This window comes from Stenotrophomonas sp. FW305-C-20-S1, assembly GCF_058783335.1.
Genome location: NZ_JBYTEK010000021.1, coordinates 32,504 through 56,276, shown reverse-complemented (window position 1 = coordinate 56,276; position 23,773 = coordinate 32,504). Strand labels below are relative to the sequence as shown.

Here is a 23,773-nt window from a genome sequence, read left to right as displayed (position 1 = left end):
GCGACCGCCGCGGCCCCGCCAGGCATGGCTGGGTGGCGACCGCCGCGGCCCCGCCAGGCATGGCCTGGCGTTGCCCAGTCCTCAATAGCGACCCACCAGGTTCAGGTACCAGCCGCGGTGGGTGTAGTCGAACTTCGTCAGGTCGTCACTGAAATCGGTGAAGTTGTAGCCCACGCCAACCCGGAAGTTGCGGCCGACGTCGCGGTCCACGCCGGCCAGCCAACCCTGCCGACGACCGCCATCACGCACGTCCAACAGGCGGTACTCCAGCAGGCCATGCCATTGGTAGTACAGGTCATAGCGCAGCTGCGCGGCGCCGAAGTTCGTGGCTGAATCGAACCATGGACCGGTGCCCCGGCCATAGCGGACCTCGCCTTCGCGTCGGGCCAGCTTGGCCGCCACTTCCCAGCGTTGGTCGATGCGGTACACGCCTTCCAGCGACAACACCTGGGTACGCTGGTCGTAGTCCACGCCGTTGACCTGGCCCATCGTCGACAGGTCGTACAGATAGCTGTAGCGGCCGAACAGCGCCCAGCGGTCATTGTCCCACGGGCGGTAGGCAAAGCCGAGATTGCCCTCGATGAAGCGGGCGCCGGCCACCGGGTTGATCGCATCGTCGGTGTCGGCGTAGTTGAACCGCGCAGCGATCCGCCAGCTGTCATTGAGACGGTGGCTGAGGCGGTTGGTGCTGACCCATTGCGTGCGGCGCTCGGCACCGGTATCGCGACGCCACTCCAGCTTGCTCTGCCAGTCGGTACCCGGCGACGTGCGGCCGCCGGACAGGCTGACGGCCTTGCGGTCGACCTGGCCACTGCTCGCATCCAGCTTGCCGTCGCTGAGGGTGAAGCCCGCGTTCCAGCCCACCGCCGGATAGAAATCCATGCCGAACGTGTTGGCCAGGCCGGATTCCTGGCCGGATTTGAGGAACTGGCTCTCGTTGAACACGTTGACCTGGTCGGACAGGCGCCAGCGCTGGCCCAGCGTCCAGCCGTCCTGCGCATTCGGGCTGAACAGCGGGTCGTATTCACTGCGATCGGTGGACTGGGTGAACGCACCATAGAAGCTGTGCTGCGGGGTCAGCTTGTACTCGGCATTGACCTGCGCGGCACTGCCCCGATCACCATCGCTCACCTCCGCGCCGATCGTGGACAGGTTGGCGAAGGTGTAGGTACCACCGGCGACCACCGCATCATTGTCCGCGTAGCGGCCATGATCGTCATCGACGGTCAGCTGGCCGCCACCATAGATGTCCAGCGCGGTGCCGATGCGATGGGTGTAGCGCGCTGCCGCCAGCACACCGGCGTTGCTGCCGATGCCGCGGTCTTCCTGCACCCGTCGCAGCTCGGCCGACACGCGGTCGTTGTCACCGATCCGCCATTCGGCGGTGGCCTGGGCCTGGATCAACGATTCATTGCCACGCCGTGCTTCGCTGTAACGCGCATACAGGCTGAAATCGTCGGTCACGTAGCCCAGCAGTTCGGCGCCCTGTTCGCGTACGCGCTGGCCGGTGTCGAAGCGACCCACCGAATAGCCTCCCTCGACCTGCCGCCACCAGGCGCCGGCACTCCAGTCGCGCTGGGTCCAGCCCAGCTCGCGCAGGTTCACCCGTGCCTCCACCGCGGTCGCCTCGCCTTCGCGCGGCCCCTCGGGATTGAGGCGGGTGAAGCTCAGGCCACCATTGTCGGAGAAGAACACCGGCGCACTGGTCGCCTCGCTGCGGCTGTGCTCGACCTTCAGGTAGGTACCACGCCCGGCCTGCAGGGTCAGGTCCGCACCGCGCAGCGAATAGTCCTGCCCAGCGCGCTGTTCGTCCACATAGGTGGCGCCCACCGCCACGTGATCGCCGAACCAGTGCTTGCCACGCACGCCAGCGGTGATGTCGTCATTGTCGAAGCCGGTCGGCACCCATTCGTAGTCGACGATCAGGCGCTGCTCGTAGCCATCCAGCGGCACGTCGCGGCTGATCCGGCGCAGGTTCTCGCGACTGACCTGGGCCAGCGGCCGGGTCAGCAGGATGCGCCCCTGCAACGCGTCGATCTCGTAATCGGCACCGCGCACCAGCGACACCCGCTGTTCGACACGGCCGGTGGTGCGGTCACGGATCTCCAGCACCACCTGGTCCGAGCCGCGCAGGATGCTGGCGTGGCGCAGGTAATACAGGCTGCCGCCGGTGCCGATGAACTCGCTGTGGCCCGGCGCGGTCTCGGCCTGCGATCCGAACAGGCGCAGTTCGGTCTGCGCATCGCCCCACGCATTGGCGCCGCGTGAGCGCCACGACAGCGCCGCACCGTACAGCGAACGCACGTACTGGGCGTACTCGGTGCCGCTCAGCCCGGTGTTGTAGTTGCCCCACAGCGCCTGGTTCTTGTCCCAGTCCATGCGCAGGTAGAAGCGGCCCATGCTGTCGACGTCGCGCTGGGTCAGCGAATCGTCGCCATAGGTGGGGTAATAGAGGTCAGGGTCCAGGCTGCGGAACAGGTCCTGCGGATCGGCGGTGGTGAAACCGGTGAACAGCTCGTCCAGCGGCCGGTTCTGGGTATCGGCCTGCGCCGTCAACAGATAGCGGCCACGGGTCTTGGCCTTCAGATAGAACGCCAGGCGCCCGTCACTGAGCACATCGTCATCGCGCTCGCCACGGGCGACATCGCGGCCCGCACCACTGGCCTTGTTCTGGTACACCGTGACATCGGCCAGGCCCACACCGAACAGATAGCTGCCGCTGACATCCACCTCCAGCGTGCGTGCGATCGCCGGCGCGTCGGGCCGCTCGACCCGCACGTCGAACACGTGGTGACCGATCGGCATCAGGTATTCAGCGGCGAATTTGCGGTCCTGGTCCAGCGGGTAGCTTTCGCCATTGATCTTCAGTGCCGCGCCAAGCGGCAGGTCACGACCCCGCAGGCGCACGCGCGAGCCGTACACCGGGATGTTCTGCTGGCGAAGACCGTTGCTGTCGAACACCTGCTCCAGCAGCGACAACGAAGCGGCCTGGTTGGCATCGGCGGCCGTGCCGCGCCGATCTTCCAGGGCGTCACGCAGCTGCTGGTTGCCACGCTCCACTTCGGCCAGCGTCACCAGCTGCATGGACTGTGCCGAGGTCTCATCGACATTGCCCTCGGCATCGTACGCGCGCAGCACATAGACCAGGCGGTCACCGCGACGCAGCGGCGTGGACGCCGGCAGCGTACCGTCCCAACTGCCCTGCCCGACCGCAGCCACAGGCAGTTCAAAGGTCGCCAATGGCGCGACCCGGTCACTGTCGCTGCCGCGGTAGAGGCTGACCTCCAGACGTTTGATGAACGCGGTGTAGTTGCCACGCACGAAGAATTCGACCGGACGCACGATGCGGCCCTGGTCGAACGCCACCATGCCCGGCGCCGAGATCGACAGCTCGGGCTGGCCCATGGCCGGGTCTTCGGTGGCCCAGATCGCGCCACCTTCCGGCAGGCGGATCATGAATTCACCGCGGACGGTCGCCTTGCCCGGCTCGTCCAGCGCCACGCTTACGCGCCGGTCCGGCTGCAGTACCTGCGATGACGAGCGCGTCGACGTGCCTTCGGTCACCGGCGCATCGAAGCTGCGCGAGCGCAGGGTGAACAGCAGGTCGCCCGCGGCGCTGCACTGGTTGCCCTCGCAGTGGATGGGCGCGCCATCGATGGACGCGTCGTTGGCCGGCGGCGGCGCGGCCTGTGCGGTTGCTGCCAGACCCAGCAGCAGTGCCTGGTACAACGTAGCGCGGTGCAGGCGGGCGGGACGCCGGACGACAGAGTGATGGGCGCTCATCGGCGGGCCTCCTGTTGGTGGGCCGCCGCGCGGGTGGCGGCGGTCTCCTCGTTGCGCACGCGCAGGCGTTGCTGCACGGCAGGGCTGAGCTGCACGCGCAACGCTTCGAACACGGCATTGGCACGGCGCAGGCCCAACGCCTGGTTGTAGGCGTGGCCGCCACGCACATCGGTATGGCCGACCAGGCTGACCTGGCCACCCCCCATCTGCTCCAGGCGCGCGGCGATGGCAGCCAGCAGCGGCTTGAACTCCTCGCGGATCACCGCCTTGTCGGTGTCAAACAGCACGTTGCCGAGCAGCGCGCCGCCGGCATCTACGCCAGCGACCAGCGAGTGCGGATCGCGCACGTCGGTACGCAGCTGCACCGTCAGGCCAGCGCGCGAACCCTCAGCCACTTCGGCCTGCAGCGCATCACGCACGGCCACCGCACGGGCGAAGGCCAACGCCTGGCTTTCGCCGTTGGCGGCAATCACCACGTCACCGCCCTGGTAGCGATCGACCACCTCGGCCATCTTCGCCAGCACCGGACGATAGCTGGCACGCAGCTCGCTGCTGCCCGGGGCGAACAACACTTCGCCCAACGCCAGTTCGGCGCGCTCGGCGGCCGCCTGCGGCGACGGCGGCAGGCGCACGCCGAAGCTGAAGCGGGTCGGCACGCCCTGGGTAACCCGGCGCAGCAACGGATTCTCGGTGGTCAGTCCGGAGCCCGCCGGTACCGTTGCCGGGTCCAGCTTGACGATGAAGTTGCGGCCCAACCGCGCATCGCCACCGTGCACATCGGCCAGGTGGTAACGACCGAACGGATCGGTTTCGATCAGCAGGCCCTCTACGGTGGCCAGGCGCACGCCGGGAATGCCCTGCTCCTGGATGCCGCTGTTGCGGATCACGTAGGCCACTTCATAGCCCTCGGCCACCCGCGCGATCTCGCGATGCACGGCCGGCTCGGCTGCGGTCAGGCCCTTGGCCGCCTCGCCACTGCGCTGCACGGTTGCCACACCCTGCGCATCCAGCTGCAGGCGATGGCCCTGGGCGCTTTCCAGCACGAAATCATCGGTGAAGGACAGTTCGCGCAGGCGCTGGCGGATCACCACCTGATGGCTCTCGACCGTGTCCGACGTAGACGCCAGGCCGTGTACCACGCCCACCTGCACGCCATGCAGCAGGGGCGCGCTGGCATCGGCCAACGGCTGCGGTCCATCGCCACGATCCAGCGTTGTCGAACCCGGCACGTACGCGGCAGGCGCGAAACCGCCCTGCACGCGAACACCGGTCAGTTCCGCACTGTCCTGCCAGCCGTCGCCATCGCGGTCATCGAACACGGTGCCGAACACCAGGCTGTCTTCCAGCAGCGGATCGGCATCCATGCGCACCTCTGCGGTCGCCACGTTCGACAGCGGCGTGCCGTCGCCGGCAGTAGCCACGGCCTGGTTGATGTGGTTGCCGGCACGCACGCCCGCGCCCACCCGCAACAGGTAGGTGATGGTGGCACTGCGGCCCACGGCGATGTCGACCGCGCCGATGCGCAGCGGGGTCTGGCTACCGCCCAGCGAGAACGCGCCGTCGTCGTCGGCCACGCGCATCGAGCCATCCACATAGCTGAAGCCCGGCGGCGGCGTATCGACCACCACGCCGTCGCGCCAATGGCTGCTGCCGACGTTCTCGACCACCAGCTGGTAGCGCACCAGGTCGCCCACCTTCACCAGCCGCGGGTTGGCGGTCTTGGTGATGCGCAGCGCGAAGTCCGAGATCACCTTGTGCCGCGTTTCGCAGGTGGTGCATTCCGGTGGCGGCGAGCCATCCGGGTACTGGCCGCGCAGGCGGTTGAGCACTTCCGTGCGTGCTTCCTGGTTGACGATGGCCTGGTAGACGAATTCATGTTGCCCAACGGGAGTACCGGTCGGCAGCGTGCAGACGATGTCGGTGCCCTGCTGCACGCAGCCTGCCGGCAGCGTGTCCACGCTCAGGCCCGCATCGGGCGTATCCAGCAGCTGCAACGGCTGGCGCAGCGAGGCGCGCTCGACGGTGGCCCGCAGGGTGTAGCGCAACCGGTCACCCGGACGCACTTCACTGCCACTTGCAGGGCCGGACAATTTTTCCAGCACCACGCGCGGCTCGGCCAGCACGTGCTCGGTGCTGCAGGTTCCCGAGCAGCTGGGGGTATCGCCGCCACTGCCCAGCACCGCGTTGCGGACGCTGCCACTGGCCTGCGCGTTGACCTGCGCGCGGTAGCCCAGCGTGTAGGTGCCGGGTGCGGTACCTGCCGGCAACGTGCACACCAGCGGATTGCTGGCATTGCAGGTGAAGGCGCCCGGCTGGGTCACCGACTGCAGGTCCAGGCCTGCGCCCAGGGTATCGGTCAGGGTGAGCACATCGGTGGTCTGCGAGTTGGCGACCACCACCTCGACGCTGTAGTCCACCGCATCGCCGATGTTGACCGGCGATGCCGTGCTGGAGGACTTGCGGTAGGTGACCGTCGCCGCCAGCACCGGGGTGGTGGTGGTGCAGTCGGTGGCACAGGTGTTGGTACCGGTGCCGCTGCCAAGCACGGCGTTGCTGACGCTGCCCTTGGCCTGCGCGTTCACCGTCGCGGTGTAGTTCACCGTGTAGGTGCCAGGTGCGGTGGCGGCCGGCAACGTGCACACCAGCGGGTTGGCGGCATTGCAGGTGAAGCCGGTGGTGGCGGTGACTGAACCGAAGTCCAGGCCCTGCCCCAGGGTGTCGGTCAGGGTGAATACAGCGGTCGTGCGCGAGCGGCTGACCACGGCGGTCAGGGTGTAGGCGATGCTGTCACCCACCTTGACCGCGCCGGCCGCAGCCGAGGTCTTGCGGTAGTCGATCTGGCTGCCAGCCACCGGCGTGGTGGTATCGCAGTTGACGGTGCAGCTCGGGTTGTCGCCACCGCTGCCGAGCACCGCGTTGGTCACCTGGCCGGTGGCCTGGGCATTGACCACTGCGGTGTACGACAGGCTGTAGCTGCCTGGCGCAGTGCCGGCCGGCAACGTGCACACCAGCGGGTTGGCCGCGTTGCAGGTGTAGGCGCCGGCACTGGTCACGCTGCCGAAATCCAGGCCGCTGCCCAGCGTATCGGTCAGCGTCACCACGTCGGTGGTGCGCGAGTTGGTCACCACCGTGGTCAAGGTGTAGGCCAGGCTGTCACCCACCGACACGGGGCCGGCACTGTTCACCGACTTGGCATAGCTCACGCCCGGCGTCGCCACCGGCGTGGTGGTATCGCAGTTGGTCGTGCACGAGGGCGTGTCGGTGCCGGTGCCGAGCACGGCATTGCGCACCGTGCCACTGGCCTGCGCATTGACCGTGGCGGAGTAGCTCAGGCTGTAGGTGCCCGGCACCGTCCCTGCAGGCAGCGTGCACACCAGCGGGTTGGCCGCATTGCAGGTGAAGATGCCCGCGCTGGTCACGCTGCTGAAGTCCAGGCCGCTGCCCAGCGTATCGGTCAGGGTGACCACATCGGTGGTGCGCGAACGCGCAACGGTCACGCTCAGCGTATAGCCGATGCTGTCGCCCACCCGCACCGGTCCACCGGTGGAGGCCAGCTTGGCGTAGCTCACCTGCGGGCTGGCCAGTGGCGTGGTGGTATCACAGCTGCCGACGCACGACGGATTGTCCGGACCGCTCGGCACTACGGCATTGCGTACCTGGCCAACCGCCTGTGCGTTGACGATGCCGGTATAGGAGAACGCGTAGCTGCCGGGCACGGTGCCGGTGGGCAGCGTGCATACCAGCGGATTGCCGGGCACGCAGATGAAGCCGCCGGCATTGGTCATGCTGCCGAAGTCCAGGCCAGTGCCCAGGGTATCGGTCAATGTGACGGCAGCGGTGGTGCGCGCATCGGCCACGACCACGCTCACCGTGTAGGCAACGCTGTCGCCCACCGCGACCGGGCCGGCCGTAGCGCTGGCCTTGGACACCGAGATGCGCGGCGCCGCCACCGGCGTGGTGGTGGTGCAGTTGCTGCTGCAGGTGGGAGTGTCGGTGCCGGTGCCCACCACCGTGTTGACCACCTGGCCGCTGGCCTGCGCGTTGACGGTGGCCGCATAGGTCAGGCTGTAGGTACCCGGTACGGTGCCCGCTGGCAGCGTGCACACCAGCGGATTGGCCGCATTGCAGGTAAAGGCGCCGGCGTTGGTCACGCTGGCGAAATCCAGACCGGTGCCGAGGGTATCGGTCAGGGTCAGCACGTCGCGGCTGTTGCCGTCGGCAATGGTGACATCCACGGTGTAGCTCACCGTCGCCCCCACCGCCACCGGACCGGTGGTGTTGGAGCGTTTCGCGTAGCTCACCCGTGTAACCGGAACGGTCACATCGCTGCGGGTGCAATGGTTGGCATCGGTACAGGCCTCGCCCGGTGCGGGCGGATTGCCACCATTGAATGGATCGTAGCCACCGCCGACGCTGGCGTGGTTGCGCAACAGGCCGCTTGCCAATGCGGACACGGTCACCGGCAGGGTGAAGCTGCTGCTGTCACCGGCGGTGCCGGCTGCCGACAGTACCTGGCTGCTGGTGCAGCTCACCGCCTGGCCGCTCGCCGTACAGCTCCAGCTGCCACTGCTGAGGGTACCGGTCCAGTTCGGCACGATCCCCGCCGGCAACTGGTCGCGCACAGTGATGACACCCGCCGGCACGTTCGGCGGATTGCCGGTCGGCACGTTGGTGGTGTTGCTGATCGTCAGCGTGTACTGGGTGCCGGCCTGGCCGTAGTTCCAGATTCCGCCGGTGGCATTGTTGCTCTTCACCACCTTCAGCGCGGGTGCGGTGATGGTGATCAGGTGGTCTTCCACTTCGCCGTCGTCGGCCACGCCGGTCGGCTGCTGGATCTGCGCCGCGTTGGTCGCATAGCGCAGGCGCACGTAACTGCTGCCTGCGCTTACCTGCGCGGGCACGGTCCAGCTCAGGTTGGCCCCGCCACCACTGCATGCAGCGATGTTGCTGCGCTCGCCCGGGTCGAATGTGCCGTTGCGGTTGAAGTCGATCCAGCCGGCCACGCTGCCGCTGCCCACGCATGCCACCGGTTGGCTGATCTGGGTACCGGCCTGCATCACCGTCAGCACATAGCTCGCCGGCCAGGCGTTCTCTTCGTTGGGATTGCCCGAAGGGAAGTTGTCGTCACCCTTCGCATCGGCGCTGTAGCTGCTCTTCTGCTCGGTATCCGGACCCATCGTGCCGAGGAAATCGGTCAGCGGCGGCGCCAGGCCACCCGGCGTATAGCCTGCGGTGTTGATGTTGGTGGGGGTGGCGTTGACCGGCAGGCCATCCGGGCGGAACTGCAGATCGTCCACCACATGCATGGCGTCGCCGTAGCTCTGCGGCGCATCGCCGAAGTCGGCATACGGCACCAGCAGGCCGATGGCGATGGCGGTGGTGCCGCCACCGCGCATCGAGAAGCCCATGTTCACCGCGAGGTTGCCCGGCGCGTGTGCGGCGTTGTCGAAATTGAGGAAGGTGACCGCAGCGGTGTTGTTGTCGTTGCCCGGCCCGAAGCGGATCACGCTGTTGCCGCCGCTGCTGGACTTGGTCACGTTGTAGGCACCTGCGCTGAGGTTCTTGCGCATCTCCACCACGTTCCAGGTGCCCAGTGCACTGGCTTCGACGAACTCGCCGCTGTTGTTGATCGACTCGGCGTCGGCCATCACCACGCCGCGCAGGCGATACGGTGCGCCGCCCAGGGTCGAGACGCAGTTGATTTCGAACGAGGAGGTGCCCGTGCTGCGCGAGATGCCCGCGATCAGCTGATTCGCGCCGCCAGTGCCACCGACGTTGTACAGGTCGTCCAGGCTGTCGCCGCTGAAGTTGCCCGGGCGATAGCTCTGCAGGAGTCCGCCGCCACTGATGTTGGCCAGACTGCAGCTGACACTGAGGTTGATGCCCGCGGCCACCGGCATCGAGATCGACGAGGTATCACCATTGTTGAGCGTGACCCCGGCAGTGCCCAGGTCCGTGCCGCCCCCCCAGGTCAGCCACAGCACCGTGTTGCGGTACGGGCTGGTGCCGCCGGTCGCGTAGGCCGCAGCCCAGGCCGACGATGGCAGCACCACCGACAGCAGCAGCAACAGCAGACCGGCGGCCAGCCATCGCCCGGTCCGGCCGGGATGTGCACTTTTTTCAGGATGAACGGATTCACCGCCCGCGCTGATGCGCGACGTCGTCGACTGCCACATGTTGGTTTTTCCCCGTCATCAGCCCCACAAGGGAGCCGCTGTTCAGTGGGTACCGGGGAGGGTTCTGCCGGACCCGGAGACGCGTACGAATGCGTGTCTGCCGATTCCGTGGCGACTACAACCGTCCCTGGACCCTGTTGGTCAGGTTCGCAAAACTGTGACGAAGATAACACAATAAAAACAATTGTGTGATGACGGTCACATTTAAGTTTGCCAAATCTGGCGCCGGCCCCACGAACACAGTTGTAGCAACCGGCCCCCGGGGCCTCGTGCACGGATCCGGCAGCCGCACCGCCCTTTCCGGCAATTCGTCACGCATTTTCGGAGCCGGCGCGATGCATCCGGCGTGGGGCGCACACAGAAAAACCGCCGGGCCATGGGCTACCGGCGGGAGCTGAAGTGGAAGGGGGATCGCGCCGCGCTTGGCGGCAGCCAGGCTTCTACCAGGGCACGAAGAGCAGGATCAGCACGATCACCAGCAGCACGGCGGCGACGGTCAGCAGCACGTTGCGCTGGCGCCAGGAAGGCTTGGGGGTGCCGGGGGTATTCATGGGGGCGCTCCTAGGCAACCGATGGGGACGGCACCAGACTGCCGAGTCCGCTTGCAGCAGCGCGTGCACAGGATGTGCAGCGGGAGTGCAGAGCCCTGCCCTTTCCCGCTCAGGTTGTACGGCATGCCATGAACAGCAGCTCAGGCGTGGAGGCGTCTTCGCTGGCGACGAAGCCGAGGTCGCGGTACAGCGCCACGGCCGCCTGATTGTCCCTATAGACCTTCAACGTCAGTTGCACGGCAGCGCTGCTGCGAAGGGCTTCGGCGCACAATGCGGTCATCAATTCCCGGCCCAGGCCACGGCCGCGCGCCTGCGGCGACACGATGATGCGCCCGATGTGCATGCTGTCAGGTGTTGTCTGCCAATACTGGCCGAAGCCCAGGCAGGCGCCGTCGGCATCCTGCAGTGTCCAGCCTGGACGCGAAGGCAACGCCAATGCAGCGGCGAAGGCTTCGGCAGGCAAGGGGAAGGGAACGCCGGGACCTGCCCAGCGCAGGGTCGCCTCAGGTGAGTCGAGCCAGCCGGCAACAACGGCAAAGTGCGAAGGCTGGACAGGCTGCAGGACGTAATCCATGGCGCCGGCGCTGTTGCGGGCACGCGTCGATGCGCCCGACGTGGGCAGACGCTTCACCGCGTCATGCGGGTCCAGCTGCTCCCAACCTTCCACGTTGTCGATCATCAGATGGCCGATCTTGTGAATCAGATAGTGCTGGCTGCCGTCGCGCGGCTGCTTCAGCTCGCCGCGGATCTACGACCGGGCGGCGATGCGCAAGCTGTACCGTGCGAACTCCCGCCGGGCGCCCCTTGTGGCTGTTCATGGCCCACACGGGATTGTACCGCGGGGAGCTGGTCGGACTGGGCAAGGACTCGGTGGCCGGGCGCAGGCTCAGGGTCGAGAGCGATCCGGACGAAGATGGCCAGGGACGCACGAAGTCGGGCAAGTGGCGCGAGGTGCCACTGAATCGGTATGCGCGCTGGGCGCTGCGCCACCTACCCGATACGCTGGTCGCCGTGCACAAGGACACGGTATCCGACTGGTTCGCCTCGGATACCAAGCGTGCGGGAATCGGCGGCAGCCTCCACCGGCTACGGCACACCTTCTGCGCCCACATGGTCATGGCCGGGGTGCCGTTGCGAAGGGTGCAGATCCTGGCCGGGCACGCTGATTACGCCACGACCGAGAAGTACTACGCCCATTTGACGCCTGAAGGCGATGATGGCGCCGTGGCGAAGCTCCGGTACTGACCGGCGCCGCTGGGACCATTGGGACCAAATCCTGTGGATATGCGGGAAACAGTGGGAATTGCACGCCACTGCGCTTGCCTAACTCATTGATTTTGGTAACCCCGGCCCGATGCTCGTTTCGTACAATCGGCAGTCCCGAACAAAGGAGACGACGATGCAGGGAGGTACCACCGTTGCCACTGCGGCGCTCATTGATGAGGCAGAGCGGGAGCTGTGCGTTGTGTTTCCAGTTGAACTCAGGGCCGTCTGGCTCACGCACAACGGCACCGAGCTACCGGGTGGGTGGCGATTTTTCCCGGTCTTTGACCCTAGCAACCCGCGGAAGACGGCCGGATCGGTCACGTATGAGAACCTGCGCGGTGCGTGGGGAATGCACCTTCGATCACTTGATCTTGTGGCGCTCGCGTCGAATGGAACCGGCAACCATCTGGTGATGCGGGTTGTGGACGGCGTCGCGATACGGGACATCCTCCACTGGAACCACGAAACCGAAAAGCTGACCCGCTGGAAGCCTGGCATCGATGCCGTGATGCGCTCCGCCCGAACGTCGGCGGAAAGGCTCGCCGTCATTCGCGCCACGCTCATGAAGGACACCCCGCGCGCTCGGCTTCCTGCCAGATAGATTCGCAGACGCAGACCGACTGTGACTACTGTGACCAAACGGCATGGATATGCCGAAAACAGTGGAGTAGACGCTATGCGCCGAATGGCTATGCGCCGAATGGCCTAAGCCATTGATTATGGTGACCCCGGCCCGATTCGAACGGGCGACCTTTCCCTTAGGAGGGGAACGCTCTATCCAGCTGAGCTACGGGGCCATGCAGCCGCCAAGTTTACAGGCAAGCCGCCCTGCCCTCCAAGCATTCATCTGCCACGCCACCGCCACTGGCGCGGCGCACCATGGCCAGTCCGGGCGCTCTGCTACCATCGGCGGCTCAGTTCGTCGCGCCCCCCACCTACCCGCGACGGCACCAAACACAACGTAACGAAACACAGGAGTCTGCATGTCTTCCGAGCTGCTCAAGTCCCTTGGTCTGGACGCGATCAACGCTGGCACCTACCTGGGCAACGGGGAGTGGTCGAGCGCTACCGGTGGTGAACTGATCACCCCGATCAATCCGACCACGGGCGAGCCGATCGCGCAGGTCCGCGCCACCACCGAAGCCGAGTACGAAACCGTCATCGCGCGCGCCCAGGAAGCCTTCAAGGTCTGGCGCACCACGCCGGCCCCGCGTCGCGGTGAAGCCGTGCGCCTGTGCGGCGAAGCGCTGCGCAAGCACAAGGATGCGCTGGGTTCGCTGGTCGCGCTGGAAATGGGCAAGAGCAAGCCTGAAGGCGACGGTGAAGTGCAGGAGATGATCGACATCGCCGACTTTGCCGTGGGTCAGAGCCGCATGCTGTACGGCTACACCATGCATTCCGAACGCCCCGGCCACCGCATGTACGAGCAGTACCAGCCGCTCGGCCTGGTCGGCATCATCAGCGCGTTCAACTTCCCGGTGGCGGTGTGGGCATGGAACTCGTTCCTGGCCACGATCTGCGGCGACATCTGCCTGTGGAAGCCGTCCAACAAGACGCCGCTGACCGCCATCGCCTCGATGCGCATCTGCAATGAAGCGCTGCGCGATGCCGGTTTCCCGGACCTGTTCTTCCTGATCAACGACGCCGGCACCGCGCTGTCGGAAAAGATGGTGGCCGACAAGCGCGTGCCGCTGATCAGCTTCACCGGCTCGACCCAGGTCGGCCGCACGGTCGCCGAGAAGGTCGCCCACCGCCTTGGCCGCTGCCTGCTGGAACTGGGCGGCAACAACGCGATCATCCTCGACGAAACCGCCGACCTGAAGCTGGCCATTCCCGGCATCGTGTTCGGTGCTGTCGGCACCGCCGGCCAGCGCTGCACCACCACCCGCCGCCTGATCGTGCACGAATCCATCCATGACGACGTGCTGGCCACGCTGGTCAAGGCGTACAAGCAGGTGGAAGGCAAGATCGGCGATCCGACCGACCCGGCCAACCTGATGGGCCCGCTCAACAGCGACGGTGCCGTGCAGCAGTTCCTGGCGTCCATCGAAAAGGCCAAGGCCAGCGGCGGCACCATCGAAACCGGCGGCACGCGCATCGACCGCCCCGGCAACTTCGTGCTGCCGGCCATCGTCACCGGCCTGAAGAACAGCGATGAAGTGGTGCAGCACGAGACCTTCGCGCCGATCCTGTACGTGATGAAGTACAGCACGCTGGACGAAGCCATCGACATGCAGAATGGCGTACCGCAGGGCCTGTCCTCGTCGATCTTCACCACCAACCTGAAGACTGCCGAGCGCTTCCTGTCGGCGGCCGGTTCGGACTGCGGCATCGCCAACGTCAACATCGGCACCTCGGGCGCGGAAATCGGTGGCGCCTTCGGTGGCGAGAAGGACACCGGCGGTGGTCGCGAGTCCGGTTCGGATGCATGGAAGGTCTACATGCGCCGCCAGACCAACACCATCAACTATTCGGATTCGCTGCCGCTGGCCCAGGGCATCAAGTTCGACCTGTGATGGCAAACGGTCCGGCCATGCACATGGGTCAGAGCCCCTCCGGGGATCCGACCCATGCCGTGCCGACCACTCAGGGTCGGATCCCCACAGGGGCTCCGACCCTCGAGTTCACCGGCCGCCGGGTGCTGATCGCCGGTGGCAGCAAGGGCATCGGCCGCGAACTGGCGCTGGCCTTCGCCCGCGCCGGTGCGCAGGTCTCGGCCTGCGCCCGCGGCCAGGCCGGGCTTGACGCCCTGCAGGCCGATGCGCAGGCCCAGGGCACGCAGCTGCACGCCTTCGCCACCGAACTGGGCGACCTCGGCCGCATCGGCGCCTGGCTGCAGGCCGCTGCCGACGCGCTCGGCGGCATCGATGTGCTGGTCAACAACGCCACCGGCTACGGCATGGCCGATGACGAAGACGGCTGGGCCGCCAGCCTGCAGATCGACCTGATGGCGGCGGTCCGCGCATCGCGCCTTGCGCTGCCGTGGCTGCGCGCCTCGTCCGACGCCTGCATCCTCAACCTGTCCTCGATCGCCGCGCAGCAACCGCGTCCCGGCGGCGCACCGTATGCGGCGGCCAAGGCCGCGCTGTCGCACTACACGACGTCGCAGGCCCTGGCGCTTGCGCCGGACCGGATCCGGGTCAACGCCATCGCACCGGGCTCGATCGAATTTGCCGATGGCCTCTGGGATCGACGTCGTGTCGAAGATCCCGCCCTGTACCACGGCACCTTGGCGAAGATTCCGTTCGGCCGCTTCGGGCAGCCGCGCGAGATCGCCGATGCCGCGCTGTTCCTGTGTTCGCCGCTGGCGCGCTGGATCACCGGCCACGTGCTCAATGTCGATGGCGGCCAGGTGCTGATGGGCTAGCGCCGATCCCTCGGTAGCTACCAACCTTGGTTGGCGCCGCATTCGTCGACCAAGGTCGACGCCTGCCAAAGCCACCCCGCGCTCGGCTCCGATGGTTGCCAACCTTGCCTGGCAGCCTTGCATTGGCCGGACCATGGGATTGCCGGGGCAGACGCACTATCATGTCGGCACTGCCACGGAGGACTCGATGAGCGTGCCACCCCGACAGAGCAACGCCCTGGCCGTGGTCAGCCTGATCGCGGGCATCTGCAGCTGGACCGTGCTGCCGGGTGTCGCCGCCCTTGTTGCCATCATCACCGGGCACCTGGCCCGCGCCGAGATCCGCCGCCGCGCCGGCGAACAGGACGGCGATGGCATGGCCCTGGCCGGGTTGATCATGGGTTGGCTCAACATCCTCGCTGCGGTGGGCCTGGTGGCGATCCTGATCTTCGCGATGGTGGCCGCCGGCGCCGACGCCAAACCTGGACTGCGCTGGTGAAAGCACGATGACCTCCGCCGACAGCACTGAACGCTTCAGCAGCCGCGTCGCGGACCATGTCCGCTACCGCCCGGACTATCCGCCTGCCCTGATGGACTGGCTGCATGGCCCCATGGCCGTGGCAACCAGCGCGCGTGTCGCTGACATCGGCGCCGGCACCGGCATCTCCAGCCGGCAGTTCCTGGCCGCCGGCCATCCACTGGTCGCCGTCGAACCCAACGCGGCGATGCGCGCCGCCGCCGAGCACTGGCTGGCGCCGCAGTATCCGCAGTTCTCCGCCGTCGACGGGCGCGCAGAGGCCACCGGTCTGGCCGACGCCAGCGTGGACCTGGTCGGCGCCGCGCAGGCCTTCCACTGGTTCGACACCGTGGCCGTGCGCGCCGAGTGGCAGCGCATCCTGCGCCCGGGCGGCCTGGCGCTGATCTACTGGAATTCGCGCCTGCTCGATGCCAGCCCGTTCCTGGTCGGCTACGAACAACTGCTGCTGGACTACGGCACCGACTACACCGCCGTGGCCGAACGCTACCAGGACGACGCCACCATGCAGGCCTGGTTCGGCTCCGGCCTGCGCGGCATGGTGCAGCTGCCGAACGTGCAGCACCTGGACCTGGACGCCCTGCGCGGGCGCCTGCTGTCTTCTTCCTACGCGCCGCAGCCCGGCCATCCGCGCCACGCGCCGATGCTGGCTGCGCTGCAGGACCTGTTCGCCGCCCACGCGGTCGACGGCCAGGTCGCTTTTGAATATCGAACCCGAGCCTTCCTCGGCACGCTGGACTGAAACCAACGCATGTATTCGCTTGCCCGCCCCTTCCTGTTCTCGCTCGACGCCGAACGCGCCCACGGTCTCGGCCTGTCCGCTCTGGACCTGGCCTATCGCACCGGCACCACGCCGCTGGTGGCCGCACGCATCGCGCCGATGCCCAGCACGGTGTTCGGGCTGACGTTCCCCAATCCGGTCGGCCTTGCTGCCGGCCTGGACAAGAATGGCGAGCACATCGATGCACTGTTCGCGCTGGGCTTCGGCTTCGTGGAGATCGGCACGATCACGCCGCGAGCGCAGGCCGGCAACCCCAAGCCGCGCCTGTTCCGGCTGCCTGCGCACAACGCGATCATCAACCGCATGGGCTTCAACAACGCCGGCGTGGATGCGCTGGTGCGCAACGTCGAACGCGCGCGCAACCGGCGCGGCCTGCTCGGCATCAACATCGGCAAGAACAAGGACACCCCCAACGAACAGGCGGCCGATGACTACATCGCCTGCATGGACAAGGTGTACCCGCTGGCCGACTACATCACCGTCAACATTTCCTCGCCCAACACGGCCGGCCTGCGCGAGCTGCAGGAAGAGACCGCGCTGCGGCAGCTGGTCAGCCAGCTGCGTGAGCGCCAGGAAGCGCTGGCCGCGCAGCATGGCAGGCGCGTGCCAATGCTGGTGAAGGTGGCCCCGGACCTCAGCGAGCGCGACATCGACGCCGCCGCGCGCGTACTTGGCGAACTGCAGGTGGACGGCGTGATCGCCACCAACACCACCATCGACCACAGCCGGGTTGCCGGCGATCCGCTGGCCAATGAAGCCGGCGGGCTGTCCGGCGCACCGGTGCTGGAACAGTCCACCCTGGTACTGCGCCGCCTGCGTGCACGCCTGCCCGAATCAGTGCCGCTGGTCGGTGTCGGCGGCATCCTGTCCGGTGCCGACGCCGTGGCCAAGATGGCCGCCGGTGCGGCGCTGGTGCAGTGCTACAGCGGCCTGATCTTCAAGGGCCCGGCATTGGTCGCCGACTGCGTGGAGGCGATCCGCCGCCGACGCGAGGCGCCCAGTCGCGGCGCGGTGGCACCCCTGTGAGCACGCCCATGGACGACACCAACAACGCTGCAGCACCGCTGCGCTGGACCCTCACCCACAACGCGCCACTGCAGGCCCTGAACACGTTCCACGTGCAGGCCAGCGCAGCGCAGTTGCTGGAACTGCACGACGCCGCGCTGCTGCCCGAGGTTCTGGCGTTGCCGGAAGTGGCCAATGGCCCGCTGCTGGTGCTTGGCAGCGGCAGCAATGTGCTGATCGCCGAAGACCTGCCCGGCACCGTGCTCGTGTTCGGCAACCGCGAAATCAGTTTCCTCGAACACCGTGCCGACCACGCCGTGATCCGCGCTGGAGCCGGCGTGTCCTGGCACGGGCTTGTGATGTGGTCGCTGCAGGAAGGCCTGTCCGGCCTGGAAAACCTGGCCCTGATTCCCGGCACCGCCGGCGCATCGCCGATCCAGAACATCGGCGCCTATGGCGCGCAGGTCGGCGAGTTCATCCAGACCGTAGAGGCCTGGGACTGCCAGGAAAAAGCCTGGGTACGGATGGACAACGAACAGTGTGGCTTCGCCTACCGCGACAGCGTGTTCAAGCAGCAGCCGGACCGCTACCTGATCACCGCCATTGAACTGAAACTGCCGCTGCTGCACGACCTGCGCATGGGCTACGCCGGCATCCGCGAAGAACTGCAGGCGCAGGGCGTGGAACTGCCGAGCGCGGTGGACGTGGCCAATGCGGTGATCGCGATCCGTCGCCGCAAGCTGCCCGACCCCGACGTACTGGGCAACGCAGGCAGCTTCTTCGAGAACCCGGTGCTGCCGCTGGAACAGGTGGAGGTGCTGCTGCAGCACTTCCCCGAGCTGCCGGTGTTCCCGGCGGACCGTGATGACCGCCGCAAGGTCTCGGCGGCCTGGATGATCGAATCCTGTGGCTGGAAGGGCTTCCGCGAAGGTGATGCCGGCGTTGCGCCCAGCCACGCGCTGGTGCTGGTCAACCACGGCAACGCCACCGGCACTGAACTGCTGGCGCTGGCACGGCGGATCTCCGCCTCGGTACTGGAGAAGTTCGGCGTGCCGATCGAACCGGAGCCCCGCCTGCTCGGCGCACAGTGGTGAGCACACCCGCCCTACCCGCCAGCGCCACCCCATTGCGGGCGGCGCTGCTGATGCTCGGCAGCACCATGGCGTTTGGACTGATGGCGGTGGCGATCCGCTACGCCACCCGCTACGTGCCGACCCAGGAAGTGGCGTTCTTCCGCAATGCCTTCGGCCTGCTCGCCCTGCTGCCGATGCTGCTGCGCCCAGGCCATGCCCCGTTGAAGACCCAGCAGCTGCCGCGCTATTTCCTGCGCAGCGCGATCGGCCTGGGCTCGATGCTGTGCGCGTTCTGGGCGTTGGGCCACCTGCCCCTGGCACAGGCCGTTTCGCTGTCCTACTCCACCCCGTTGTTCGTCACCATCGCGGCGGTGCTGTGGCTGGGCGAAACGGTACGCGTACGGCGCTGGGCAGCGGTGGTGGTCGGCTTCATCGGCGTGCTGGTGATCGTGCGGCCGGGCACGGCCGGCTTCACGTCCGGCAGCCTGATCGCCGTGGCCGCCGCCGTGCTCAGCTCGCTGGTGGCGATCCAGATCAAGCAGCTCACCCGTATCGACAGCGCCGACACCGTGGTGCTCTACACCTACGTGTTCTGGGTACCGCTGTCGCTGATACCGGCCTTGTTCGTGTGGGTCTGGCCCACCGGCATCGCCTGGCTCTGGCTGCTGGCCACCGGCGTGCTGGGCACCATCGGCCAGTTGCTGTGGACACGCGCACTGCGCCTGGGCGAAGTCTCCGCGCTGACCCCGATCAGCTTCCTGCAACTGCCGCTGGTGACCTTGTGTGGCTGGCTGTTGTTCGCCGAGACGGTGGATCGCTGGACGATCGTCGGCGCCGGCATCATCCTCGCCGCCAACGCCTACATCGCCCATCGCGAAGCGGTGCTGTCACGGCGTGCAGCGAGCGTCGCCGCGAGCGCAGCGGCCAAGCCGGCGGAGTAAGAGGTCCGGCCGGGCTGCGCCCGGCACCCGTGGTAGTGCCGGCCGCTGGCCGGCAACCTCAACAGCAACAGCAACAGCAACAGCGGGCGTTCCGTGGGATGGCGGGGCGGTGTCGGATGGCGGGGACGCCGCAAGTACGTCCTTGTAGGCTTGGCCGCGGCATCCATGCCGCGGACACCCCGCCATCCGACACCGCCCCACCTTTGACAGTTTCCCGGTGTCTGGTAGATCCACGCCATGCGTGGATGAATCTCCATCGAAATCGAATATTTCGACAATTGATCAAATGATCGAAGAGCATCCACGCATGGCGTGGATCTACGCGTCGACCAAGGTCGACACCCACCAACAGCAGCTGGGAATTGTCGAAGGCGGGGCGGTGTCGGATTGCGGGGTGTCCGCGGCATGGATGCCGCGGCCAAGCCCCCATGGATGGGTTTACGGCGTCCCCGCAATCCGACACCGCCCCGCCAAACCCACAGATAGTGCAGAGCCGGCTGTTGCTGTTGCTTCGGCTGTTGCTGTTGAGGTTGCCGGCCAGCGGCCGGCACTACCGCAGGTGCCGGGCGCAGCCCGGCCGGACCCCCTACAGCACCTGGTACGCGCGCTCGGCCGCATCGAACACATTGCCCGGCGCGAACTGCTCGCCCAGGTAATGCAGTGCTTGCCGGTGCTGCTGCAACGAGCGCTGCGCCGCGCCGGGGCCCAGCAGCATCTGCTCGAATTCGATCAGGTCCTGCAGGATGCGCCAGTGCCGATACCACGCAATCCAGCGCGGATCGCCCAGGTCGCTGCCATAGCCTTCGGCGAAGCCGAGTGGATGCTCGCGCCCCCAGCGACCACCTACCGCGGCGCCGACAAACATCAGGTCGCGCTCGCGCGGGGCCAGTGCCAGTCCGTCCCAGTCGATCAGGTGCAGTGCATCGTCCTGCCCCATCAGCAGGTTGCCCGCGTGCAGGTCGGTGTGGCACAGGCGCAGCGCCGGTGCCTCACCCTGCAATTGGCGATGCAGCGCTTCTGCACGCTGGTGAAGCTCGGCGATGCGCGGCCGCTGCTGCTGCCACAGCGCCAGGAACGCACTGCCGGACCGATCCTGCGCCTGCGCCAGCGTCGAGGGATCGCGCAACCATGTCCCCACCGTGTCGACCGCTGCGGTTTCAAGCCGCAGCGTCGGCAGGGCCTGGCGCAACGCCGGCGGAATCTCGGCCTCATGCAGGCGACGCAGCACTCCGCCCAGCTGGCGCCATTGCGCACGGCTCAGCGGTGCCTCGAAGCCCGACTGCCCTTCGATGTAGGGGAACAACGTGAACTGCAGGCCCCAGCGCTGCACCGATGCGCCGCCGGTCAATGCCGGCCACGGCGCAACAATCTCTTCGATGCCCAAGGTGCCACGCAGCCAATGCAGGCTGTCCCACACCGCGGGTGCCACCTGGAAGTTGCGGCACTTCAACCACCAATGGTCGTGGCGGGCATCGATACGGAACACGCACGCATTGGCGTCGGCGCCCACCGGACGCGGCACCACCGCGGTCGCGTTGATGTCGTAGGACTGCTGCAGGACTTCAACGATCTGCTGCGCCGAAGCGAATGACATGGATGCAGGCGTGCTTTGGTGACGACACCTACTATCGCAGATGGCCTTGCATCCGCACAGGCAAACTGGTCACAACATCGCTCTCCTGCGACAAAAGAACTAGCCGGCGATGCGTCGCATGACCGCTTCCAACGGACCGCGCGCAAACTGCCACGACCACAACCAGGCCGCCGCGGTCGCCAGCATCACGAACAACAACGCGGCCATCAGCACCCACGACAGGCTGGCACTGCCATCAAGCAGTCCAAGCGATTCCAGCACGCCCATGCCGATCAGGATGTGCGCCACGTACAGGCTCAGCGTCATCCGTCCGGCCGCGGTGAACGGTTCCAGCCAATCGCCAGGATGCAGCCGCACCAGCCACAGGCAAGCCGCGATCAGTGCACACGCCGCGCCTGCGCCGGTCAGCAGATAGGCCGGACCGGGCGGCATCGGCTGCGTCGCCAGCCACACCTGCCACATCGTGCCGTGGCCCCACTGCTGCAACACCTGGCCGGCGCCCATCAGCAGCAGGCCAAGCAGCAGCAAGGCACGCTGCACCCGGGGTTGCGACAGCGGCAGCCGCGCCAGCAGCATGCCCAGCAGGAAAAAGCACAGCCACGGCAACACCGGATGGAAGCCATTGAACAGCAGGTTGCGCATCGCACCCGGCCCTTGCCACAGCCCCTCGTAAGCCAGCGTCTGCCAGTTCCAGCCCTGGCTGTAGTCCCAGCGCAGCAGGGCCCAGAACGCGACCATCGCCAGAGCCACCATGCTGCCCAGCAGAACACGGGGCGACGCGCGCAGCCACAGCACCGCCAGCGCGAAGTACACCGCGTAGTAATGCAGGATATCGGCAGGAAACACGGTCAGGTTGAGCAGGCCGAGCACGGCCAGGAACACGGCCCGCCGCCAGGTCTGCACGCTTGCCTGCCACCACGCCAGTCGCTGTGTGGCCAGCATCAGGCCCACCCCGGCCAGCGTCACGAAGGTCGCCGAAGCCTTGCCTTCCAGCAGGTGGAAGAATCCAGCAAGCCAGCCGCCGCCATCGGTCTCGACGGCCATCGCCAGGCGGAAGTTGACCAGCACCATGCCGGCCAGGGCGAGGTAGCGCGCCAGGTCCAGCCCATGCAGCCGCCGATCGTCAGTGCTCACGCACGCGCCCCAAGCAGAGCTGCCAGCAGAGCGGGATCAAGCACGTCGGTATCGGCATCGCTCGCCTCACCCAATCCCTTTCGCAGCGCAGCGCTCTCGATCGCATCCAGCAGCACCTGCGCCTGCAGCGCGGGCGCCAGCACGGGCCGGCGGCGCTCACGACGTGCGACCTCCTGCAAAGCCTCGGCAAGACCGCTCTGCAACTGCGCGCGGTTGCCAGCGAATGCCGCCGCCACCGCCGGATTGCGCGCGCTCTCGGCCAGCACTTCCACGCTCAACAGCGCCCATTCCGGCTGCCGGCACAGGGTGTGGAAGTCCCGCAGGAACCCCTGCACCTGCGCACGTTCGCCATTGCATCCCGCCAACCGCTGCAGCAACGGCTGCAGTTCGTCCTGTTCGGCCTCGGCCGTCGCCAGGATCAGCGCCTCCTTGCCGGGAAAGTGGTTGTAGAGATTGCCCAGGCTCACCCCGGCCGCCCGCGCGATGTCGCGCATGCTGGTCTGGTGGAAGCCCTTGGACAGAAAGCACTGCAGGGCCGCCTGCAGGATCTGCGAGGCGCGTTGCTCATTGCGGTCGGTGCGGTTCATGCGGCAAACAATGAACGAACGTTCGTCCATTTAAAAGCCGAATCCAAGCCTTCGGCCAGTCGCCGTTCAGCGCGTCGCGCTTGACCTCAACCGCTGTTGAGGACCGATCCTGCCGCACCCTGCTGCAACTGCGGACCCTGCATGCACCTAGAAGAACTCGTCCAGCAGGCGGTAGAACGCGAGTCGGCGTTCATCGGCACCGATGCCATAGCGGGCCAGCAAGGGCGCAACCCAGCGGGTGTCGTCATAGTTGTGGACCAGGCTGCGTGCGGCCAACGCCAGGTCCTGGCAACGATCAGCCACACCCAGCCGTCCGCAATCGATGAAACCGCTGAAGCGGCCGTCGACCGCCATCAGATTCGGCAGGCATGCATCGCCGTGCGCTACCACCAGATCTTCATCCGCCGGGCACGTTGCGATCAGCTCGGCATGCACCTGCTCGGCGCTCTGGCCCAGGCGCTCATCGTCGAAATCATCCGCATCGATCAACCCTGCGGCAACGCGCGCAGCGACCTCCGGCAAGCGCGATGCAAGGCGATGATCGAACGGACAACCGGCAACCGGCAGCGCATGCAGGGCGCGCAGCGCGTCAGCCAGCAGCACGACCACCTGGTCGGGCGCCAGCGTCGGCGAGGACGCGAGGTCATGGCCGGGCAACGCGCTCATCAGCAGCCAACGCCGGCCGCCCTCCTCCGCCGTATCCAACACCGTTGGCACCGGCTGTCCCTGTGCCCGCAGCCAACGCAGACGCAGGATTTCGCCCTCCAGTTCGCTGAAGGCATCGATCACTTCCGATTTCAGGAACGCATCCGGCGTTCCCGGGCGTCGCACCCGCGCCACATCGGCGCGCGACACGCCGATGCCCTGCATCTCGATATCTGCATCGCGCAGCACGCTGCGCCATTGCGACGGCAAGGGCATTACACCGCCATCACTCGATCCTGCTTCCATCCCCACCGCTCCGGCCCCGGTCACAGCCTGGATTCTCTCCGAATCGGACA

16 protein-coding genes and 1 tRNA gene are annotated in these 23,773 nt (G+C 67.1%); 9 read left to right on the top strand and 8 right to left on the bottom strand.

Translation table 11 applies throughout. The features are described from left to right. Positions 1 to 81 precede the first annotated feature (81 nt). From AC3WTC_RS12870 to AC3WTC_RS12860, 3 genes are all read right to left on the bottom strand, one after another. The gene (locus AC3WTC_RS12870; protein WP_492711583.1) at positions 82 to 3,783 is read right to left on the bottom strand and encodes a TonB-dependent receptor; all 3,702 of its coding nucleotides are present in this window, start codon (positions 3,781 to 3,783) and stop codon (positions 82 to 84) included. Continuing rightward, the gene (locus tag AC3WTC_RS12865) at positions 3,780 to 9,959 is read right to left on the bottom strand and encodes a CshA/CshB family fibrillar adhesin-related protein (protein WP_492711582.1); all 6,180 of its coding nucleotides are present in this window, start codon (positions 9,957 to 9,959) and stop codon (positions 3,780 to 3,782) included. Before AC3WTC_RS12865 ends, AC3WTC_RS12870 begins: the two co-directional genes overlap by 4 nt. Positions 9,960 to 10,619: 660 nt before the next feature. Beyond that, positions 10,620 to 11,084 (bottom strand): GNAT family N-acetyltransferase, encoded by a 465-nt coding sequence (locus AC3WTC_RS12860; protein ID WP_223482394.1) that lies wholly within the window; start codon positions 11,082 to 11,084, stop codon positions 10,620 to 10,622. A 242-nt stretch (positions 11,085 to 11,326) separates the two neighbouring features. Here AC3WTC_RS12860 and AC3WTC_RS12855 point away from each other — a divergent pair, with 242 nt between their 5' ends. Both AC3WTC_RS12855 and AC3WTC_RS12850 read left to right on the top strand, forming a co-directional pair. After that, a complete protein-coding gene (locus AC3WTC_RS12855) occupies positions 11,327 to 11,755 on the top strand; it encodes a tyrosine-type recombinase/integrase (protein ID WP_263292176.1) in 429 nt (142 codons plus the stop codon). Positions 11,756 to 11,909: 154 nt separating this feature from the next. Next, positions 11,910 to 12,377 (top strand): SMI1/KNR4 family protein, encoded by a 468-nt coding sequence (locus AC3WTC_RS12850; RefSeq protein WP_492711581.1) that lies wholly within the window; start codon positions 11,910 to 11,912, stop codon positions 12,375 to 12,377. A gap of 119 nt (positions 12,378 to 12,496) precedes the next feature. Here AC3WTC_RS12850 and AC3WTC_RS12845 read toward each other — a convergent pair. Continuing rightward, positions 12,497 to 12,573: transfer RNA gene (locus AC3WTC_RS12845), tRNA-Arg, on the bottom strand. Positions 12,574 to 12,759: 186 nt separating this feature from the next. On the opposite strand from AC3WTC_RS12845, the gene amaB reads away from it, so the two are divergent. The 7 genes from amaB (at position 12,760) to AC3WTC_RS12810 (ending at position 19,457) form a co-directional block, all read left to right on the top strand. Further along, positions 12,760 to 14,292, top strand: a complete 1,533-nt coding sequence (gene amaB, locus AC3WTC_RS12840; protein WP_032976092.1) for an L-piperidine-6-carboxylate dehydrogenase — start codon at positions 12,760 to 12,762, stop codon at positions 14,290 to 14,292. Then, on the top strand, positions 14,292 to 15,143 hold the full coding sequence (locus AC3WTC_RS12835; RefSeq protein WP_492711580.1) for an SDR family NAD(P)-dependent oxidoreductase: 852 nt from the start codon (positions 14,292 to 14,294) through the stop codon (positions 15,141 to 15,143). Before amaB ends, AC3WTC_RS12835 begins: the two co-directional genes overlap by 1 nt. A 187-nt stretch (positions 15,144 to 15,330) precedes the next feature. Continuing rightward, positions 15,331 to 15,621: a DUF4190 domain-containing protein gene (locus AC3WTC_RS12830; protein ID WP_025874887.1), complete on the top strand. Its 291-nt coding sequence runs from the start codon at positions 15,331 to 15,333 to the stop codon at positions 15,619 to 15,621. 7 nt (positions 15,622 to 15,628) lie between these two features. Then, complete coding sequence (locus AC3WTC_RS12825; protein WP_492711578.1) at positions 15,629 to 16,399, top strand: class I SAM-dependent methyltransferase; 771 nt, start codon at positions 15,629 to 15,631, stop codon at positions 16,397 to 16,399. Positions 16,400 to 16,408: 9 nt separating this feature from the next. Next, the gene (locus AC3WTC_RS12820; RefSeq protein ID WP_032976098.1) at positions 16,409 to 17,464 is read left to right on the top strand and encodes a quinone-dependent dihydroorotate dehydrogenase; all 1,056 of its coding nucleotides are present in this window, start codon (positions 16,409 to 16,411) and stop codon (positions 17,462 to 17,464) included. A gap of 8 nt (positions 17,465 to 17,472) precedes the next feature. Continuing rightward, positions 17,473 to 18,537: a UDP-N-acetylmuramate dehydrogenase gene (gene murB / locus AC3WTC_RS12815; protein ID WP_492711577.1), complete on the top strand. Its 1,065-nt coding sequence runs from the start codon at positions 17,473 to 17,475 to the stop codon at positions 18,535 to 18,537. A gap of 32 nt (positions 18,538 to 18,569) precedes the next feature. Further along, entirely contained in the window at positions 18,570 to 19,457 is an 888-nt protein-coding gene (locus AC3WTC_RS12810) for a DMT family transporter (RefSeq protein WP_088100673.1), read from the top strand. Positions 19,458 to 20,043: 586 nt separating this feature from the next. Here AC3WTC_RS12810 and AC3WTC_RS12805 read toward each other — a convergent pair. The 4 genes from AC3WTC_RS12805 to AC3WTC_RS12790 form a co-directional block, all read right to left on the bottom strand. Next, complete coding sequence (locus AC3WTC_RS12805; protein WP_218789176.1) at positions 20,044 to 21,051, bottom strand: aminoglycoside phosphotransferase family protein; 1,008 nt, start codon at positions 21,049 to 21,051, stop codon at positions 20,044 to 20,046. A gap of 99 nt (positions 21,052 to 21,150) precedes the next feature. Then, positions 21,151 to 22,185, bottom strand: a complete 1,035-nt coding sequence (locus AC3WTC_RS12800) for a DUF418 domain-containing protein (protein WP_492711576.1) — start codon at positions 22,183 to 22,185, stop codon at positions 21,151 to 21,153. Further along, on the bottom strand, positions 22,182 to 22,772 hold the full coding sequence (locus tag AC3WTC_RS12795) for a TetR/AcrR family transcriptional regulator (protein WP_492711575.1): 591 nt from the start codon (positions 22,770 to 22,772) through the stop codon (positions 22,182 to 22,184). The genes AC3WTC_RS12800 and AC3WTC_RS12795 overlap by 4 nt, the downstream gene beginning before the upstream one ends. Before the next feature lie 147 nt (positions 22,773 to 22,919). Further along, positions 22,920 to 23,723, bottom strand: coding sequence for an APH(3')-II family aminoglycoside O-phosphotransferase (locus AC3WTC_RS12790; protein WP_492711573.1), 804 nt, complete (start codon positions 23,721 to 23,723; stop codon positions 22,920 to 22,922). Positions 23,724 to 23,773: the final 50 nt, after the last annotated feature.